Below are 19,653 nucleotides of genomic sequence, written 5' to 3'. Positions count from 1 at the left end.
CATCATCCTTTCATCTCATTGGCGCTATCGACATCGAGATGCCCACGCTTATGATAAAACCGCAATAATATTGCCAGACCGATTGAGGCTTCAGCAGCTGCCAAAGTCAAAATAAAGATAAACATGATTTGTCCATCCGGATCGACCCAGCGACTGCCTGCTACCACAAATGCTAATGCTGTCGCGTTCATCATGATCTCAAGACTCATCAGCATAAATAGAAAATTACGTCGTACCATGACGCCGCACAGACCGATGGCAAATAAAATACCTGCCAAAATCAATCCGTGACTCATGGGAATCATGCCCAGTACCTGTTGCGCCTCAGCAGCTGGCTGTACAAAGCCTGCTACCTCATGGGCAAACGGCACGTTTGACACATCTTGTGCCACGCTTGCTGCTAGTACCATCAGTCTGACTCCTTGCGCGTGACTCGTTGTACACCTACCTGCTTACCGACATAGTCATGCGGGTCAACATCTTTATATTCGTATGGTTTCGCCATTTTTACCGCATCACTATCTGGATAGCTGCTGTCTGTGTGGCGGTTATCATATTGTACGATGCTGCCGACATCTGCCTGAATGTCTTGACTATCGTTGCCGATAATCTCATCATCCTTTGTTTCTTTACCCAAATGATAAGCCGCAACCAATGCAGCCAATAGCAGCAATGCAGCCACTTCAACCAACATGACATACTTAGTAAATAACACCGTACCGACCGTTTTGGCAGAGATGGTCGTGCCACCAATCATCGCCGCATCGTCATGATTAAGACCAATCATCGCATACAGCACAACGGCGATAATAATCGTCAGCCCTGTCGGTAGCGCCCACGTACCCGCATCCAACCAACGCTCTTCACGCTCATCATTACTCATGCCCAAATTGAGCATCATAATGACAAAGACGAACAGCACCATAATGGCACCAGCGTAGACAACGATTTCTAGCGCACCAGCGAAGGGCGCACCCAATACAAAGAATATGCCCGATATGGCCAATAACGACACAATCATCGATAAAATAGCATGCACTGGATTGGCCTGAGTCACCACTCGCAAGCTGGCAAATATAGCCACAGCAGCGAGTGAGTAAAACCCTGCCAATTCAGGACTGTTTAAAATACTCATCATGGCAGCAAGCTCCTTAGATCAATCGGTGCAGCTTCGTTTTGTGATGCGCCTTTTGGTTTGTCCGCTACCGCCATACCCGTCACACGATAATAGTTATAATCAGGATACTTACCTGGTCCTGAAATGAGCAGGTGCTCTTTTTCGTAGACCAAATCTTGGCGCTTATATTCACCCAACTCAAAATCTGGGGTCATTTGAATGGCTGTCGTCGGACAGGCTTCCTCACACAATCCGCAAAAGATACAGCGCGAAAAGTTAATACGGAAGAACTCTGGATACCAACGTCCGTCTTCACGTTCTGCTTTTTGCAATGAGATACAACCCACTGGACATGCCACCGCACATAAGTTACAGGCAACACAGCGCTCATCACCATCAGGGTCACGAGACAAGATAATGCGTCCACGAAAACGCGGCGGTACGGGTACCGGCTCTTCAGGATACAAAATAGTGTCGCGTGGCCTGAGCGCATGACTATTGACCATCCACATGCTGCGGACAATGGTAAATATACCAATGACGGTCTTTTTTATGGTAGTAAACATGGGATTATTATCCTTATCAGCTTTACCCTAGTTCATCAATGATGGCTAGTAATGATTACAACGTTGGGGAAAAGATCAAAATGACCGCAGCAGTAACAATTAAATTAATCAGCGTTACTGGCAGGCAGACTTTCCAGCCAAAGTTCATCACCTGATCATAGCGCGGACGCATGAGTGAGCCTCGAGCCAAAATAAACATGGTCATAAAGAACAGCGTCTTAATCATGAACCAAAAAGCTGGTGGAATAAATGGAATATCTAAATTAAAGGGCGCCAGCCAACCGCCGAAGAACAGACAGGTCATCAATGCAGAAATCAGGACGACGTTGACATATTCTCCGATGAAGAACATACCGAACTTCATGCCAGAATATTCAACATGATAGCCTTCGGCCAATTCTTGCTCTGCCTCTGGCTGATCGAATGGGTGCCTATGAGTAACCGCAACACCAGCGACAACAAAGGTCAAAAAGCCAAAAAACTGCGGAATGATATACCAGCCGTCAATCTGTGACTCAACGATTTCGCGCAAGTTAAATGAGCCAGTCAATGCGACTACGCCCATTAATGATAAGCCTAAGAACACTTCGTAACTGATGGTTTGTGCTGCAGAACGAAGACCACCCAATAGTGAGAATTTGTTCGCAGACGCCCAACCGCCGAACATCACTGCATAGACTGCAATACCTGCCATGGCAAAAAAGAACAAAATACCGATATCCCAATCAGCCACCCCAAGGGTTGGCGAGATAGGAATAATGGCAAATGAGGCCAATGCGGTAAACATGGCGACCGCAGGTGCCAAAGTAAACATAAACTTATCGGTAAAGTTTGGCGTCCAATCTTCTTTAAAGAAGATTTTTAGCATATCAGCAACCAGTTGTAATGAACCAAATGGCCCGACACGGTTTGGACCATAGCGGTCTTGCCACAAGGCCAACATGCGGCGCTCATAGACAATCATCATCGCGGCAACCATGACCACCACTAAGAAAATAACCAGTGATTGCCCTACCATAAATAAAATGGACCAAGTATCAAAGCTCATACTGCCGGCCAAAAAGCTTGGCACATCAGGGATAATACGGGTAACTTGCATATTACACCTCCTGTGTGGTGGTCGGCGCGCTATTTACGGGCGCTGTATCGTTAGTATTCGCAGTTAAATCGCTGTCATTAGCCATGCTGCCCATCATCGTTACTGGTGCATCAATTTTGCGGACTGATGCTGGCATTGAGGGGTGAATGATACTCACCTGTCCAACGGGATAGCCGATACAGCCTTCCGCTAAATAGCCGACGAGCTGAACGGGCAAGGTAATTTGTTGCTTATCAATCTCGATGGCTAAGTAATCACCAGCCGCAATGTTCCAGTCTTTGGCATCGTCCATACCGATATGCCATGCCGCAACAGGCAGTTGCTCGGCAACAATTGGGCTACGTGATGCCATCATTGAGCTGGCATAAATATTATAGATAGGCACAAGCTTTGCTTGTCCCTGCTGCAAGTCAGTCGTGGTTGCAGACATGGCTTCTGGTGCCACATATTGACGCGTGGCCAGACGCTCTAGTTGATCGAACAAGCGCACGCCTGGGTCACCGTTTTTCAGACTGCCGCCGACTTTGTCTTGATACTTATTCCATGCTTGCGGTGAGTTCCAACCTGCCGCATTGGCAAAAGGAATCATCGAGCTTGGCGTTTGTTTACCACTATAGCCTTCCATTGAGAAAGTTAAGCCCGTATCCAAATCTTTTGGCTGCATCGGCTCATGTACTGAGATTGGAGCACGCATGGCGGTACGACCTGAATAGCGGCGCGGCTGACGAGCAATTTTTAGACCCGTGATACGGTAATCAGCATCAGGCGCAGCGCCTTTGATACCAGCAAGTTTAGGGTGTGTGGCAATCAACGCATTGATAACATCATCAAGCTGTGTCCAGTCAACATCACGACCTTCAATGCTGCTATGTACGGCATGTAACCAGCGCCAGCCTTCTTTGATGCTGCTCATCGGATGGTAGTATTCGTTATCATAAACTTGGAAGAAGCGCTGAGCACGACCTTCAGCAGAGATAAGCGTACCATCTGCTTCAGCGAAACTGGCGGCAGGTAAGACGATGTCGACGTCTTTGTGCCAATCAAGCAGTTGATGATCCAGTGCAATGACGGTCTTGTCTGCCAATAGTTGTGTTAGCTTATTGGCGTCGATGGCATCAGTCAGCTGATTTTCAGCGACGATAACCACATCAAAGTCAGTGGCTAATACTTCTTCAACTGACTGACCACCAAGCATACAGACACCCATGCTGTTGGCATCAGGCACCGTTAAGTAAATACCTGCTTGTGCATGATATTTTTTATTGACTTCTTTTAGCTCAAGTTTTTTCGCAGGCTCGCGCTCGACGTCATCTTGTGCTTCTGTATTCACGCCCGTTTCAGGTTTGTTTGGCTTAGCAGATAAGTCTTGGTCTTCTTCAGGCTGGTCATTAGCCGCTTTTGCTTGGGCTGCCTGTACTTTGGCATTATGTGCCTCAACCTGCTGTTGCTCAGTCGCTTTAATTGCTGTGCGTTTTTGCGTGAGTACCTGAGTGATTTGCGCGGCTGCTTCTATTAAAGCAGTCGATGACAAGCTGCTACCCGAGATGACTAGCGGCTTATCTGCTTGAACCAAGTCATAAGCAATTTGCTGAGCGAGTGCCTGCATCGCATCAGTATCGACACCTTGTTCAGTCGATTGTGGATCTGCTATTTCTGCCAAGTCATCAGCAAAGTTAGCAATCTCATCAGCCACTTTAAAACCCAGTTTAATGATATCTTCAGGTGTGGCAACCACGCTGACTTTACTGATGTCTTCTAGCTTGGTTTGGGTCACATCGATGACATAGACTGGACTTAACGCATCTTGCGCGATACGCTTAACCGGTTCAGCAAGCCAATGCTGCGTCTGTAATGCCGCCGCCATTTTTAGGCCTTCGTTCTTTGCCGCTTGGCGTACTGATAGCGCTACTCGTGATGAGGTTTGCGTGATATCTTCACCCAATACCAACACCGCATCATGACTTTCAATATCCGTCATACCTGGGTTATAAATACCCTCGGTGCTGAGTACTTCGATACATTTATTGACCAGTGCTTGCTGCTGATGATTAAGACCGGTTGAGAAACTATCAAAACCAACCAAATTCTTAAGGGCAAAGTTGGTCTCAAGGCTGGCGCGCGGCGAGCCAATGCCGATGACTTTTTTATCTTTGATGCGTTTGATGGTTTCATCCAATGCATAATCGATATTGATTTTGACATGCTTATCGTTGATACGCTCAAGCGCTTGAGTTGGACGATCGTCACGATTGACATAGCCGTAACCAAAACGGCCACGGTCACATAAGAAGTAACGGTTTACTTCGCCGTTATAGCGGTTTTCGATACGGCGCAATTCGCCATAACGCTCACCTGGAGAGATGTTACAACCTGCTGAGCAGCCATGACAGATACTTGGCGCATACTGCATGTCCCATTTACGGTTATAACGCTCAGAATGCGTTTTGTCAGTAAACACACCGGTTGGGCAAACTTCCGTTAAGTTGCCTGAAAATTCGCTTTCAAACTGACCATCTTTATCACGACCAAAATAAACGCGATTGTTTGAGCCATAAACACCCAAATCTTCGCCGCCTGCATAGTCCTTATAAAAACGTACACAGCGATAGCAAGCGATACAGCGGTTCATCTCATGCGCGATAAACGGACCAAGCTCTTGGTTATGATGGGTACGTTTGGTAAAGCGATAACGACGACGGCTATGACCTGACATATACGTCATGTCCTGCAAATGACAATGTCCACCCTCTTCACAGGTTGGACAGTCATGCGGATGGTTGGTCATCAGTAGCTCAACCATCGACTTGCGGAATGCTTTGGCTTCATCGTCAGTGACCGAGATATACATGTCGTCGCCAGGGGCAACCATACATGACATCACGAGGCGACCACGACCGGCTTCCATATCTTCTTTATTTTGGAATTGCTTGACCGCGCACTGACGGCAAGAACCGACTGAGCCAAGGGCTGGATGATAACAAAAATACGGCACATCAATGCCGAGTGATAAGCAGGCTTGTAGCAAGTTATCTGCGCTATCTACTTCGACAGTGGTCCCATCAATATGTATGACTGCCATGCCGCTCTCCTTATTTCACTTCTGGCTGTTGATTGGCTGCAGCATCAATGACATCTACACCAACCGCCTGCGCGATTTTTTGATCAAACTCTGGACGGAAATATTTAATCGCACTCATCAGTGGTTCCATCGCACCCGGAGCATGCGCACAGAATGTTTTACCAATCCATAAGTCACGCGTCAGACCTTCTAGTTTTTCCACATCGCCGACTTGCCCTTCACCATCATTGATGGCGGTAAGCAGTTTAACGCCCCAAGGCAATCCATCACGGCACGGGGTACAGAATCCGCAAGATTCGCGTTGAAAGAAAATCTCAAGGTTGCGCAGCAGTGGCACCATGTCCTGTGCTTCGTCAACGACCATAATCAACCCAGTACCCATACGGCTACCGGCTTCTTGAATGGTGTCGAAATCCATGACCACATCTAAGTGATTGGCAGTCAAAAAGTCAGTCGATGCACCGCCTGGTAGCCATGCTTTTAACGTCTTACCTTCTTTCATGCCGCCAGCCAACTCTTCGATAATCTCGCGAGCCGTATAACCAAATGGCAATTCCCACAGACCTGGGTCATTGACTAATCCTGAGCAACCAAACAGTTTGGTGCCTGGCGTTTTACTTTTACCTTTAATCTCGGATAGTGATTGATACCACTCTACGCCGTGATTCAAGATGGCTGGCATATTGCATAAGGTCTCAACGTTATTGACAACCGTTGGTCTGCCCCATGCACCAGAGATTTGCGGGAAAGGGGGTTTGGTACGTGGGTTAGCACGGCGACCTTCTAAGCAGTTAATCAATGCGGTTTCTTCACCGCAGATATAACGCCCAGCGCCAGTATGCACATGCAGATTGAAGCTAAAGTCTGAGCCAAGAATATTGTCGCCCATTAGATTATTGGCCAGACATTCTTCAATAGCCGCAACCAAACGCTCAGCAGCCAATATATATTCACCGCGGATAAAGATATAGCCGTCAGTCGCGCCGATAGCGTGCGCAGTAATGAGCATGCCTTCAATCAACTGAAACGGCAGACGCTCCATCAATAGACGGTCTTTAAAGGTACCCGGCTCCATTTCATCAGCATTACAGATGAGGTAGCGTGGCAAGCCGTCTGGTGGTGACATAAATGACCATTTAAGACCGGCGTTAAAACCTGCACCGCCACGACCTCTGACGTTGGCTGCTTTAATCATATTGCCGACGTCTTTAGGCGACTGAGACAATGCTTCTTTTAGGCCCGTAAAACCTTTTAGAGATTCATAAGTGGCTAAATCGAGTACAGCATCATGATGTGCCAAACGCCATGTCAGCGGTTTGGTTTCGCTAGTGGCTGTGGCCTTATCACCATAAATTGGAACACGCTGTGCGTTTAGCTGACTTGGCGCTTGGCCTTGACCGCGACGAGCAATCTGCTCTGAAATCGTTAAACTCATGCGTATAGCTCCAATAATTGCGCAACCTCTTCAGGCTGGACAGGACCATAAGTGTCTTCGTCTATCAGCACGGCAGGACCTTTGTCACAGTTACCCAAGCAGCAAATCGGTAATAGCGTAAAACGACCATCAGCAGTCGTCTGTCCATACTCGATACCCAACTGCGATCTAATCTCAGCCGATAGCGTCTCATAACCTGTTAGATAACACGCCACTGAATCACAAATAAGAATCACATGGCGACCAACAGGCTGACGATAGATACGGTTAAAGAACGTGGCAACACCGTCCATATCTGACATCGGAACATCTAAGATATTGGCAATGGCATTCACTTGCGCATCATCGACCCAACCGTTGCGCTTTTGCACGATTTTTAGCGCGTCTAGCGAGGCGGCGCGCGCCTGTGGGTAATGATGCATAAACTCGTGAATGGCAGCAATTTCCTCAGCAGTGAGGATACTTGCCACATCTACTTTTGGCATTTTGTCGGAAACAATTTTCATAATCTTCTATCTTTCCTCACTCATCACGCTTTATCACAATACCATAACTGTCTAAATACTGACTGTCATTGCACTGAAAAATTACAGCATTTTGGTGTGCCATCTGGCAGTAATATATTGATTAACTTATCTTTTTTCAAAACCATCATTTCTGATTAAAGCGCTACTCTCAAACCAAAGCACTAACGATCACAATCGGCCATCACAATATCAATCGATGCCAGATACATAATGGCATCAGATACCAAGGATCCATTAATCACTGATGGCATCTGCTGCAAATGCGCAAATGTTGGCGTACGAATACGAGTACGATAGCTCATCGTCGCTTTATCTGAGGTGATGTAATAACTGTTCAGACCTTTGGTCGCTTCCACAATCGTGGCGCACTCACCGGCTGGCATCACAGGACCCCAAGACACAGAGATAAAGTGGTTAATCAACGTCTCAATATCATTTAAGGTACGATCTTTTGGCGGCGGTACTGCTAGCGGATGATCAGCCTTGTATGGACCTTGTGGCATATTATCCATACATTGGCGGATGATGCGCAATGACTGACGCATCTCTTCAACTTTCACCATACAGCGGTCATAAGCATCACCGTTATAGCCAACCGGTACTTCAAAGTCGTAGTTCTCATAGCCCATGTACGGACGCGCTTTACGTAAATCAAAATCCAAACCTGTTGCACGTAAGCCTGCGCCTGTCACACCCCAAGCCAATGCTTGCTTGGTGTTATATTGTGCAACACCTTGAGTACGACCTTTTAGCACACTGTTTTGCAATGCCGCTTTGACGTATTCGTCCAAGCGTTTTGGCATCCACTCTAAGAACTCACGAACCAAACGCTGCCAGCCACGCGGCAGGTCAGCAGCAGTACCGCCGATACGGAACCACGCTGGGTGCATACGATAGCCAGTGACGGCTTCGATGACATCATAGGCTTTTTGGCGATCGGTAAACATATAGAATACCGGCGTCATACCACCCGCATCCTGAATAAAGGTACCGACGAACAGCAAGTTATTGGTGATACGGAAAAACTCACTCATCATCACGCGAATGGTTTCAGCGCGCGGAGGGATAGTAATACCGGCAAGCTTTTCAACCGACATGATGTACGGCAGCTCGTTCATTACGCCGCCAAGATAGTCGATACGGTCGGTATAAGGAATAAATGAGTGCCACGTTTGACGCTCCGCCATTTTTTCGGCGCCGCGATGGTGATAGCCAATATCAGGGATACAATCAACAACTTCTTCACCGTCAAGCTGCAACACCAAACGAAAAGCACCATGAGCCGATGGATGGTTAGGACCAATGTTCAAGAACATAAAGTCTTCATCGCGACCTGAGCGCTTCATGCCCCACTCTTCTGGGACAAAACGCAGGTTTTCTTGCTCGTATTGTTGTTTGGCGGTATTCAAGAAGTAAGGGGTAAATTCAGTCGCACGCGCATGATACTCTTTACGCAGTGGATGACCTTCCCAGTATTTTGGTAATAAAATGCGAGTCAAATGCGGATGCCCACTAAAGACAATACCAAACATGTCCCACACTTCACGCTCGTACCAGTTGGCATTTGGCCAAATTTGGGTGGCACTCGGTACATTGAGATCATCTTCGTCTAGCGCGACTTTGATACGGACATCACTATTACGCTCAAGCGACATCAAATGATAAAACACCGTAAAGTCACTGTCAGGCAAACCTTGGCGATGTTGACGCAAACGCTCATCTATCGCTGACAAGTCAAACAGCATGACATAAGGTTTTGGCAACTTACGCAGGAATAAGAGAACGTCTAACAAATCAGCACGCGCCACCCAAACCGTTGGAATCTCATCAACAGTGTGCTGCACCACAAATTTGCCGGCATATTTATGCTCCAGCTCTTTGATAACTGCTGGGACAGGCTTAATCTTAGGATCTATGTTTTCGACTACCGTGACCATGAATGATGTATTCCTTCATTAATCATAACTGAACTATGTTAGTCATAACCGAACTATGTCAACCATAACTGAGCTATGTCAACCATAACTGAGCTATGTTAATCATAACCGAACTATGATAAGCGCATAAAATTTTGAGTTTTTTTGCTGTGAATCTAAATACTGTCTAGAACTTAAATGCTTTCTGTAACTTAAATACCATCTGGGCTACGTAAGTTTTTGACAGCGATACGATCTGCTTGCTTACGGTCACGTTCAGGCGTCATTTGTGGCTGGTAGATGCCCTGCTCATTGACATGAATACCTAACGGACGACGCTCTTTGGTAATAGACTCTTGCAGCAGCATCAAACCCTGAATCAAGGCTTCTGGACGCGGTGGACAACCAGGTACATAAACATCGACAGGTATGATTTTGTCTACACCTTGTACCACTGAGTAGATGTCATACATACCGCCCGAGTTGGCACAGGCACCCATTGAGATGACCCATTTCGGCTCAAGCATTTGCTCATAAAGACGCTGAATAACAGGCGCCATTTTCACAAAACAAGTACCAGCAACGATCATCACATCCGCCTGACGTGGCGACGCACGAATGACTTCCGCACCAAAGCGTGACAAGTCATGAACGGCTGTTAAGGTGGTGGCATATTCGACATAACAGCAAGAAGTACCAAAGTTAAATGGCCATAGTGAGTGCTTGCGCCCCCAGTTTGCTGTTGAATGAACAAGGTCTTCAAGACGACCCATAAAGACATTTTTATTGACTTCGTCTTCGAGCGGGTCATTGACTGTTTGACTCGTCTGTGCAGGATAGGTATCTGCATCAGGGTTGGCTTTAGTTAATGTGTATTTCATAACATACAACCTTTATATTTGGCGCAGCGTGGCAATCGTCTTGCCATTATTGTCGCCTTAACTTCTATTATTAATAGATGACCATTTTGCAATGAAGTGCCGCAAGGCTGTCAAAGGTGATTAGCGTTTGACAGTATCCTGTTGCGCAGACGTCGCAAAATCCACAGAGGTAATATTACCTGTGGTATTAATGTGATCAATATTTTGTAGATGACGGCGATTGGTCTCAATGTTATTTGAGACATTAATCTGTCCTGACGACTGTGCCGGTATTTTACCCGTTGGGTCAACCATCAGCTCATCGACACCATCAAACTTGGTGATGTCTGCCAAATTAAAGCCTGCAGGCGCTGCATGTAGACGGGCTTTTTTGCGGCGTTTGTCGGCCGGTGCCCAGTTCATCGCACCCAAGCTCAGCTCGTAAATCAAACCGATGATAAGAATGGTAATAAAGGTAGCGGCGGCAGCAAAACCAAGCCAGCCCGCTTCACGAACAGAGACGGCATAAGCGTATAGGTATAACGCTTCTAGATCAAAAATCACAAAGAAAATCGCCACCAAATAGAATTTGGCAGACAAACGAATACGGGCGTTGCCAGCTCCGACAACACCCGCTTCAAATACTTCTTCTTTTTGTGAACCCTGAGAGCGACCGCCAAGCAAACGCGGCACGACCAGCATAAAGACAACCAGCCCAATGGCGGCTAGGATAAAAGCAATTGCTGACCAATTAAAAGCAGACATGATAATACGTGCTCCTCACCCAATCGAGTGTTAAGCGCAGCGCGAGTACTGACTTGTTAAAAGTCATCTAGCGACAGGCATAACGCAGACGAAAACACAAAGCGACCGTCACTGTACTTAAGTAACTGTCACTGTATTTAAGTAACTGTCATTGAGTCACATGTTAGGTATTTTGCTGGTAACAACCAATTATCAAGATTATCGACGACGATGTCAGACATGACCAACTGTATAGACTCCGGTATGCGCACGGACAAAAAAGGCTGGTCGCCTAACGCATCTTCTAACAACGTAAGATCAACGTATTAAATCAATATCATATTCGATGGTTTACTTAATTGATTTAATAGCTCATTACACGTGGTCAATAATGACGTGACAACTGGCATAAATTATTTACGTACTATACGCATATCAGTATCTAAAAGCTAGTTTTTAACTGTATTGAACGGTCACTTTATGTGCAAAAAAAATATGTTTTTTTTACCATAAATTATGATATATACGTTACCTTATATTAACCCCAAATTCAGTACTTTTAACATGAGCCAATATCTTCACTATATCTGCCAAGATGTTTCTACTTTGACACACCCATCTTAGTGCCCAACTCCTCACCCAAAGTCCTTGTTTTTGCTTTATAATAGCCCACCTGATTTTCATGGCGCCTTGACGCTATCTTCTACATTTTATTGCCGTTATTGCGCCGCTGCCTTGTCATTTTTGCGACGGCACATCTCAGCGCTACCCTCTTTTTTGCTTTTGTCTTACAGGTCACGTTATGAGTCAACTCAATCCCAAACAACAAGAAGCCATGCTCTACGTCTCAGGCCCCCTGCTTGTACTAGCTGGTGCTGGCTCCGGTAAGACATCAGTGATTACTCGTAAAATCGCTTACCTTATCGAAGAGTGTGACATGCCAGCTGAGCGCATCACGGCAGTGACGTTTACCAATAAAGCCGCCCGTGAGATGAAAGCCCGTGTCAGTAAACTGCTGCCCAGTGAAAAAATGCGCGGCCTGACCGTCTCAACCTTTCACCAATTTGGCCTACAGTTCTTGCGCTACGAGCTCATTCATACCCCGCTAAAGGGCAACTTCTCTATCATGGACAGCGATGACAGTAAGCGCCTGCTGATGGAGCTGATGATGCGCGACAACCTAAGTGGTGCAGAAAGTCGTGAGCTGGTGGGTAAAGCCATTAAAATGATTTCTGACTGGAAAAACGATCTGATTGAACCTGATAAGGCGATGGAAACCTTAGAAGATCCAGAAGATATGATTTTTGCCACCTTATATGCGCTTTACGAGCGTAACTTGCGTGCTTATAACGCGGTTGATTTTGATGACTTGATTGTATTGCCGACCAAAATACTGCGTGAAAATAGAGAGCTGCGTGATAAATGGCAAAACCGAATTCGCTATCTATTGGTCGATGAATATCAAGATACCAACACAGCCCAGTATGAAATGATTAAGTATTTGGTCGGACCGCAAGGGCGCTTTACGGTCGTTGGTGATGATGACCAATCTATCTATGCCTGGCGTGGTGCTAAGCCTGAAAACATGGGACTCCTCAAAGAAGATTTCCCAAAATTAAAAATCGTCATGCTTGAGCAAAACTACCGCTCTACCACGCGTATCTTAACTTCGGCCAACGCCGTTATTACCAATAATGAGCATTTATTTGAAAAGAAGCTGTGGTCTGATAAAGGTCAAGGCGAGAAAATCCGCATTATAAACTGCCGTAATGACGATGATGAATCTGAGCGCGTGGCAAAAGAGATTGTCACGCACAAACTGCGCTTTGGTAATGAGTGGGAGCAGTATGCGGTTCTCTATCGCAGTAACTTTCAGGCGCGCATGCTAGAGGCGCAGTTGCGTCAGTTGCAAGTGCCTTATAAATTGTCTGGCGGTCAGTCATTCTTTGCACGCAGTGAAATCAAAGACATCATGGGCTATCTGCGCCTGATTTTGAACCCTGAAGATGACAGCGCGTTCTTGCGTATTATTAATACGCCCAAGCGCGGTATGGGACCTGCGACGCTTGAGAAACTCGGCTTGTTTGCCCAAGAGCACAGCATCTCGTTATTGGCGTCTTGTACGCACGCCGGTTTGACCCATGTGTTGCCATCAAAGGCCTATGGCACGATTAAAGAGTTTGGGGATTTTATTGAGCACTATACGCGTGAGTTAGACCAACATCCTGACCCAGTCCCTATCGTCCGTCAAATGATTGATGAAACGGGTTATATTGATTTTGTCCGTAGCGACTCTAAAACCCCGCAACAAGAAAAAAACCGCATCGATAATATCGATATGCTCTATACCAGTATTCAGTCTTTGATTAACCGTGCTGAAGAAGATGAAGACCGCACCATTGATACCATCATTCGTAAGCTGGTGTTGCTTGATATGCTTGAACAGCAGCAAGAAGAAGAGAATACCAATAAAGTGAACCTCATGACCTTACATGCGGCAAAAGGCTTGGAGTTTGACTTTGTGTATATCATGGGACTTGAGGAGGAGATGCTACCGCATCGCAACTCTATCCTGAGTGAGACCATCGAAGAAGAACGTCGTCTGATGTACGTGGGTATCACTCGTGCTCGTCGTGAGCTGACATTGACGCTCGCCACCCAGCGCCGCGCCGGTGGTCAAATGCGCGTAACATCGGAATCAAGATTTTTAGATGAGCTGCCGGAGGATCATATCGACTGGCCTGCCAAAGCCAAAAAGAAAAAAGCCAGCAAAGACCCTGAAAAAGTCGCTGATGAATATTTGGCCAATATTCGTGCGTTACTGGGTAATCGCTAAGCTCAATAACAGTGCTTAATAAAAACGATTACCAAAACACGCCTTAAACGGTGCTGAAAAGCATTGTTTTGAAAGTATCATTTTGGTTGTTGCCTTTATCTTTACACCTTTAACAACATTGGAATCTTTATGCCTACCCCTATGCCTGATCAAGAAAGACCGTCTACGCTACAGGGTGACTATAATCCAGCAGAATACAGTGCCGAATATAAGCTGCTGTATCTGCAGGGGTTGGTTGCGGATAAAGCCTATGAGGCCATTACTGAGTTTTTAGAAAAGCAGTCAGAATATGAGATTGCCAACCTACTAGAGTCTTTTCCGCCGTCAACGCGTCTGTTGATTTGGGCACAAGTTCCAGAAAATATTAAAGGGGAAGTACTCGCTGAGCTAGAAGTTGATACCCGCCAACCACTCATGGAAAATATCTCCTCAAAAGAGATCTCCCTCTTTACCCAAGACCTCGATGCGCAGGACATCTCTGAGATTTTGGATACCGTAACCGAGAGTGTACGTACCTCGGTGATGGCGACGTTGGATGAGGATATTCGTGTTCAGGTCAACAAGCTTGACACCTATGCCGACTGGGAAGTCGGTAGCTACATGGATCCTGACCTTATTCAGGTAAAAGACAACATCACGTTGGCTGAAGTACAAAATTGGCTCCGAGAAAATGATGATTTGCTCGATGATGAGAGTCAAGAGCTGCTGGTGGTCGATCAAAGCCAGCAGTTACTTGGGCTGCTGAGTTTGGTCGATTTGATTAAACATGACCAAAGCATGCTAGTTGCAGAGCTGATTGATGCGGCAGTTACGATTAATGATCGGCTCGACATTCAAGATGCAGCCGCTATTTTCCGCTCAGAGGACATCCGCTTTGCGCCGGTGATTAACAGCTATGGCGAGCTGGTTGGTCAACTAAATGGCGAGGACATCATGGAGATTATCCAAGATGATGTCGATAGCACCATGAAAAACCTAGCCGGTGTCAGTCAAGACGAGGAGCTGTTTGCGCCTATCTTGACCAGTGCCAAAAGCCGTAGTATTTGGCTCGGCATTAACTTGTGCACAGCACTACTAGCAGCCGCTGTCATCGGTCAGTTCGAAGCGGTATTGGCAAAAGTCGTGGCGCTAGCGATACTCATGCCGGTGGTTGCCAGTATGGGCGGTATTGCAGGGTCGCAGACGCTGACTGTTGTGATTCGTGGTATGGCAATGGGTCAAATCGGTGGTTCTAACCGCTTATGGCTACTCAATAAAGAGCTGTGGGTTGGCGCGATAAACGGTATCATATGGGCGATAATCATGGCGTTTATTGCCCAATTGTGGTTTCATGATATTAAGATTAGTGCGGTGATTGGTTTTGCAATTGCAATTAACATGACCGCCGCTAACGTTTCAGGCATCAGTATTCCGCTGCTGCTCAAACGCATGAATATCGACCCTGCGCTATCAGCTTCAGTGATTTTAACGACCGTGACTGATATCGTCGGCTTTATGTCGTTCTTAGGCTTGGCGAGCGTGCTGATTCTTTAGTAAATCAGTTAATGAACTACCGACCACCTAAAGAGGTGGCGGTTTCTTAGGTAATACCCATACTTGATACGATGTTTTGTATCAGCTGTTAGGCAAATGGACTAAGCTAACCCCGTCGCACCGACGGTTTTGATTGTTGCCAACTTCAATCCTTCGTTGAGGATGTTGATACTGGCGTTTATGTCTCTATCGTTGGATTGCAAGCAGCTGGGGCAATTCCATGATCTCACCTGTAATGGTAGCTCAGCCTTAGTCAGTAAGTGACCACAGCCTGAGCAGGTCTTAGACGATGGATACCATCGGTCTATTTTGACTAGCTTTTTACCGTACCATTCAGCCTTGTAGTTCAGCATGGTGGTGAAGGTTGACCATGAGCTGTCTGATATGGCTTTAGCAAGCTTTTTGTTCTTAACCATGCCTTTGACGTTTAAGTCCTCAATCGCAATCACATCGTGGTTTTTGATGAGATTGAATGAGAGTTTGTGTAGAAAGTCTTTTCGGCAATTCGTGATACGCTCGTAGACTTTGGCGACTTTAATTTTTTGCTTTTGATAGTTGCGGCTGTCACTGAGTTTGCGCTGATCCGCTTTGGCCACTGCTCTACGCTTGGCCAGTATTTTCTGTTCTCGCGCAAGCTTATGTTGCAGCTTCGATAAAAAGGTAGGATTGGCAACTTTTGTACCGTCCGATAAGACGATAAAGTCGGTCAGTCCTAAATCAATGCCGATGTTAGAGTGTGTTTTTGGTAATTCATTAACGATGGTTTCAACCAATAGACTGACATAGTACTTGCCTGATGGGGTGCGGCTGATGGTCGCTGATTTTATTAGGCCGTTTATTTTACTTGGGAGTCTAGCCTTGATGTGACCTATTTTAGGCAGTTTGACGGTGTTGTTTGTGACCGCTACTGTGCCTTTTTGATTGTTGGTCGTATAACTATCCTTAATTCCTTTTTTCTTGAATTTTGGGAAGCCTGCGCCTTGCTTGAAAAACTTGTTATAGGCAGCTCTTAGGTTCTGCTGCACATTCGCCAGTGCCAGGCTATCGACTTCTTTGAGCCACTCAAACTCTTTCTTATAGTGAGCAGGAGTATTTTTAAGCTCGGTCTTATGCTCGTTGTAATACTCAATCTTGTCACTAAGCATCCTATTCCAGATAAAGCGTGTACAGCCGAATGATTTGGCAAAGAATATTTGCTGACCCTCATTAGGGTATAATCTTACTTTATGGGCTTTTAGGATTTGTTTTGGCATGAAGCTATTGTACCATATCAAAAGTCTGACGCATTCATCCCTCTACTTTAGAAGCAGGGGAATTCTGCGCTGAAAATGTTAAAAACCAGAAGTTAAAAATGTGATTCATTCTATAGTTGATTCCATTTAAAAAGGTACAAGGCAACTGAGTGCAGATGTATATGTAATACGTCAAGCGAGGTTAACGATGTAACTTTTTCATAGTGAATTGACCCTATTTATAAAACCATTAAATCGTTAAGTGAGTGCGTTATGCAAGCTGTACAAGTTAAAGTATTAAACCCTAAAATCACTGAAGACCAAGCCTTCTCTTTACCAACGCGTGCCACTGATGGCAGCGCAGGTATCGACTTGCGTGCTTGTATTGATGAGCCTTTAACGATTAAAGCCGGTGCGACGCATTTGATTGGTACTGGTCTCGCTGTTTATATCCAAGACCCTAATTATGCTGGGATGATTTTACCGCGCTCAGGTCTTGGCCATAAACATGGTATTGTTTTAGGTAACTTGGTCGGCTTGATTGACGCGGATTATCAAGGTGAGCTGATGGTCAGCATTTGGAATCGTAGCAATGAAGACTTTGTCTTAAACCCTGCCGAGCGTATGGCCCAATATGTCGTTGTGCCAGTTGCCCGTCCAGAGTTTGAAGTGGTAGCAGAATTTAGTGATGAAAGCGCGCGCGGTGCGGGCGGATTTGGCCATTCAGGTCGTCAATAGTCATTATCATTTGCTCTAAACTATATAGTCTAAATCGCATAACCTAATTTGTATCAAAAACTCTAAGCGATTTATTCATCACCCCATTACCATATCTATCACGATAATAAGGAGAGTAAGCGATGCCGTCTTTTGCTGCGCAGCAATCCTTATTTCGTGCTTATGATATTCGCGGGCCGCGCCAGCATTTCACCGATGACTTTATTCACGCATTAGGCCATGCTTTTGCTCATCTTTATCAAGCTCAGCAAAACATTGCCAGTGACATTAATAGTCAACACAATAGTCAAAGCAACACCCAACCTATTAACAAAAAAAATATTTTCAAAAGCATTGTCGTCATTGGCCATGATGTGCGCTGCAGCAGTGACACTATCGCTCGTATGCTCGCCACTATATTGACTGAGCAAGGGTTACAAGTTATTCAGCTCGGTTTGGTAACCACCCCTATGATGGCGTTTTGGGCTGAGCAATATCATGGTCACGGCATTATTGTGACCGCCAGTCATTCTGCCAAAGATATCTTAGGCGTCAAGTGGTTGGTGGCTCACCTCTCTCCTAGCAGCGCCGATATTCAAGCGCTTTATCAGCAACTATCGAGCCAAGAAGAAAACAAAATTGATAGTCAAAGCAATATTGACACGGATCGATTCAGTCACTCAATTAATCCCCCATCTACCAAACAGGTCGCTATTGCCTATATCGAGGCAATTAGCCAAGTATTTACTCGACTGTCTCAGCGAAATCAGCGCAGCCATCAAACACCGCTAGATGCTTTGTTAATAGCGCCCAGCTTAACACCGCCCAAACTTGATTTGGTCGTGGTGATAGATTGTATGCATGGGGCAACCAGCAACATCGCTCAGCCTTTATTTGAGCATTTTTGCCAACGCATCATCATGATTAATGATACTCCAGATGGATATTTCCCCTTGGGTAATCCCGACCCTACCGAGCCCAATCGACTGAGACAGTTGCAGCAAGCTGTCACTGAGAATAAGGCGGATATAGGATTGGCGTTCGATGGTGATGGCGATAGACTGATGGTGGTCAATGAGATTGGCAAGGTAGTCATGCCAGACCACCTGTTATACTTATTAGCAAATGCTGCACTGAGCGACACAGCCCGTTTGTCAAACCATTCAATATCAGCGAAAGCACCTGTCTCTCAGGTGTTATTTGATATTAAGTGCTCTCACCATTTACCAAAACTATTGACCGAGCTTGGTGCTATGCCAATCATTAGCAAAACGGGCAGTAGTCTTATGCGTCAACAGATGCAGCACTCTGATAGTCCAATCGTCTTTGCTGGCGAGCTGTCAGGACACTTTATTTTCAATGACAACCGCTTTATCATTTATGACGATGCCATGTATGCCGCCCTGAGATTGCTACACTGGTTGGCGGCTGTTGGCAATCATCGTAGTAAAAAATCATTAACGGCCATTACCCAAAGCTTGCCGGCACTGGTCAGTACCGCTGACCACTATTTACCGATTCCGCAAACCATAGCTACAGACTGCTCAATCGTCAAACAGCTTACCAAGTTTTGTCAGTATCTACAGCAACTGGTTGATGCCTCATGTCATACAGCAGTGGCCAACGACTCTTTGAGCAATGTTGCTAAAGAGCAAAATGAAACTAACTGCTCAAAGTCTGCTAATCAACAACCGATCCCTTGTGAATCATCGCGCTGTACTTGCCATGCCAGCAGAGAGCTTATTACGGCAGAGCAAGCGCGCCATCTGTTACCCGTTGGCACCAGATTAAGCTGTATCGATGGTGTGCGCTTAGATTTTGCCCATGGCTTTGGCGTCATACGTCAATCCAATACCAGCAATAATCTGACAGCACGCTTTGCCGGTGATAGCATTGAAGACTTAAAAGACATTCAAAAAAAGTTTGCCGCCTTATGCCGTCCGTTTGATAAAAATCTGGCAGAGCAGATTGCTGCTATTCCTGCTGAGTAAT

Annotated in this window: 15 protein-coding genes; 4 read left to right on the top strand and 11 right to left on the bottom strand. The window is 45.9% G+C overall.

Annotation, left to right across the window (positions count from 1 at the left end):
- Positions 1-2 precede the first annotated feature (2 nt).
- The 10 genes from nuoK to ndhC all read right to left on the bottom strand — a co-directional run bounded on the left by nuoK (position 3) and on the right by ndhC (position 11,364).
- Positions 3-311 carry an NADH-quinone oxidoreductase subunit NuoK gene (gene nuoK, locus QL919_RS07105; RefSeq protein ID WP_075101564.1) on the bottom strand — a complete coding sequence of 103 codons (309 nt, stop codon included), beginning with the start codon at positions 309-311 and terminating at the stop codon, positions 3-5.
- A gap of 98 nt (positions 312-409) precedes the next feature.
- Positions 410-1,138 carry an NADH-quinone oxidoreductase subunit J gene (gene nuoJ, locus QL919_RS07100; protein ID WP_290188861.1) on the bottom strand — a complete coding sequence of 243 codons (729 nt, stop codon included), beginning with the start codon at positions 1,136-1,138 and terminating at the stop codon, positions 410-412.
- A complete protein-coding gene (gene nuoI / locus QL919_RS07095; protein WP_290188860.1) occupies positions 1,135-1,683 on the bottom strand; it encodes an NADH-quinone oxidoreductase subunit NuoI in 549 nt (182 codons plus the stop codon). Before nuoI ends, nuoJ begins: the two co-directional genes overlap by 4 nt.
- A gap of 55 nt (positions 1,684-1,738) precedes the next feature.
- Positions 1,739-2,731, bottom strand: a complete 993-nt coding sequence (nuoH, locus tag QL919_RS07090) for an NADH-quinone oxidoreductase subunit NuoH (RefSeq protein WP_290188898.1) — start codon at positions 2,729-2,731, stop codon at positions 1,739-1,741.
- A gap of 52 nt (positions 2,732-2,783) precedes the next feature.
- Positions 2,784-5,861, bottom strand: coding sequence for an NADH-quinone oxidoreductase subunit NuoG (gene nuoG / locus QL919_RS07085; RefSeq protein WP_290188859.1), 3,078 nt, complete (start codon positions 5,859-5,861; stop codon positions 2,784-2,786).
- A gap of 10 nt (positions 5,862-5,871) precedes the next feature.
- A complete protein-coding gene (nuoF, locus tag QL919_RS07080; RefSeq protein WP_290188858.1) occupies positions 5,872-7,296 on the bottom strand; it encodes an NADH-quinone oxidoreductase subunit NuoF in 1,425 nt (474 codons plus the stop codon).
- Positions 7,293-7,802, bottom strand: coding sequence for an NADH-quinone oxidoreductase subunit NuoE (nuoE, locus tag QL919_RS07075; RefSeq protein ID WP_290188857.1), 510 nt, complete (start codon positions 7,800-7,802; stop codon positions 7,293-7,295). The genes nuoF and nuoE overlap by 4 nt, the downstream gene beginning before the upstream one ends.
- A 182-nt stretch (positions 7,803-7,984) precedes the next feature.
- Positions 7,985-9,760, bottom strand: a complete 1,776-nt coding sequence (gene nuoC / locus QL919_RS07070) for an NADH-quinone oxidoreductase subunit C/D (protein ID WP_290188856.1) — start codon at positions 9,758-9,760, stop codon at positions 7,985-7,987.
- Between the two features lie 191 nt (positions 9,761-9,951).
- Positions 9,952-10,620: an NADH-quinone oxidoreductase subunit B gene (locus QL919_RS07065; RefSeq protein WP_290188855.1), complete on the bottom strand. Its 669-nt coding sequence runs from the start codon at positions 10,618-10,620 to the stop codon at positions 9,952-9,954.
- A gap of 120 nt (positions 10,621-10,740) precedes the next feature.
- Positions 10,741-11,364 (bottom strand): NADH-quinone oxidoreductase subunit A, encoded by a 624-nt coding sequence (ndhC, locus tag QL919_RS07060; RefSeq protein ID WP_290188854.1) that lies wholly within the window; start codon positions 11,362-11,364, stop codon positions 10,741-10,743.
- A 781-nt stretch (positions 11,365-12,145) separates the two neighbouring features.
- Between ndhC and QL919_RS07055 the strand changes: the two genes are divergently transcribed.
- Positions 12,146-14,179, top strand: a complete 2,034-nt coding sequence (locus tag QL919_RS07055; RefSeq protein ID WP_290188853.1) for a UvrD-helicase domain-containing protein — start codon at positions 12,146-12,148, stop codon at positions 14,177-14,179.
- 129 nt (positions 14,180-14,308) lie between these two features.
- Positions 14,309-15,712, top strand: coding sequence for a magnesium transporter (gene mgtE, locus QL919_RS07050; RefSeq protein WP_290188852.1), 1,404 nt, complete (start codon positions 14,309-14,311; stop codon positions 15,710-15,712).
- A gap of 101 nt (positions 15,713-15,813) precedes the next feature.
- Here the strand turns inward: mgtE and tnpB are convergent, their stop codons facing one another.
- Positions 15,814-16,965 carry an IS200/IS605 family element RNA-guided endonuclease TnpB gene (gene tnpB, locus QL919_RS07045; protein ID WP_290188851.1) on the bottom strand — a complete coding sequence of 384 codons (1,152 nt, stop codon included), beginning with the start codon at positions 16,963-16,965 and terminating at the stop codon, positions 15,814-15,816.
- A 252-nt stretch (positions 16,966-17,217) separates the two neighbouring features.
- Here tnpB and dut point away from each other — a divergent pair, with 252 nt between their 5' ends.
- Positions 17,218-17,682, top strand: coding sequence for a dUTP diphosphatase (gene dut / locus QL919_RS07040; RefSeq protein ID WP_290188850.1), 465 nt, complete (start codon positions 17,218-17,220; stop codon positions 17,680-17,682).
- A gap of 122 nt (positions 17,683-17,804) precedes the next feature.
- Positions 17,805-19,652, top strand: a complete 1,848-nt coding sequence (locus tag QL919_RS07035; RefSeq protein ID WP_290188849.1) for a phosphomannomutase — start codon at positions 17,805-17,807, stop codon at positions 19,650-19,652.
- The last annotated feature ends 1 nt before the right edge of the window (position 19,653 follow it).

Source organism: Psychrobacter sp. APC 3426, assembly GCF_030408035.1.
Classification (GTDB): Bacteria; Pseudomonadota; Gammaproteobacteria; order Pseudomonadales; family Moraxellaceae; genus Psychrobacter.
The sequence above is the reverse complement of the archived record's forward strand: the minus strand, read 5'-3'. Positions and strand labels throughout refer to the sequence as shown.

Coding starts and splice junctions, on each gene's coding strand:
- nuoJ (WP_290188861.1), bottom strand. CDS start 1,138: ATGATGAGTATTTTAAACAGTCCTGAATTGGCAGGGTTTTACTCACTC.
- nuoI (WP_290188860.1), bottom strand. CDS start 1,683: ATGTTTACTACCATAAAAAAGACCGTCATTGGTATATTTACCATTGTC.
- nuoH (WP_290188898.1), bottom strand. CDS start 2,731: ATGAGCTTTGATACTTGGTCCATTTTATTTATGGTAGGGCAATCACTG.
- nuoG (WP_290188859.1), bottom strand. CDS start 5,861: ATGGCAGTCATACATATTGATGGGACCACTGTCGAAGTAGATAGCGCA.
- nuoF (WP_290188858.1), bottom strand. CDS start 7,296: ATGAGTTTAACGATTTCAGAGCAGATTGCTCGTCGCGGTCAAGGCCAA.
- nuoE (WP_290188857.1), bottom strand. CDS start 7,802: ATGAAAATTGTTTCCGACAAAATGCCAAAAGTAGATGTGGCAAGTATC.
- nuoC (WP_290188856.1), bottom strand. CDS start 9,760: ATGGTCACGGTAGTCGAAAACATAGATCCTAAGATTAAGCCTGTCCCA.
- QL919_RS07065 (WP_290188855.1), bottom strand. CDS start 10,620: ATGAAATACACATTAACTAAAGCCAACCCTGATGCAGATACCTATCCT.
- ndhC (WP_290188854.1), bottom strand. CDS start 11,364: ATGTCTGCTTTTAATTGGTCAGCAATTGCTTTTATCCTAGCCGCCATT.
- QL919_RS07055 (WP_290188853.1), top strand. CDS start 12,146: ATGAGTCAACTCAATCCCAAACAACAAGAAGCCATGCTCTACGTCTCA.
- mgtE (WP_290188852.1), top strand. CDS start 14,309: ATGCCTACCCCTATGCCTGATCAAGAAAGACCGTCTACGCTACAGGGT.
- tnpB (WP_290188851.1), bottom strand. CDS start 16,965: ATGCCAAAACAAATCCTAAAAGCCCATAAAGTAAGATTATACCCTAAT.
- dut (WP_290188850.1), top strand. CDS start 17,218: ATGCAAGCTGTACAAGTTAAAGTATTAAACCCTAAAATCACTGAAGAC.
- QL919_RS07035 (WP_290188849.1), top strand. CDS start 17,805: ATGCCGTCTTTTGCTGCGCAGCAATCCTTATTTCGTGCTTATGATATT.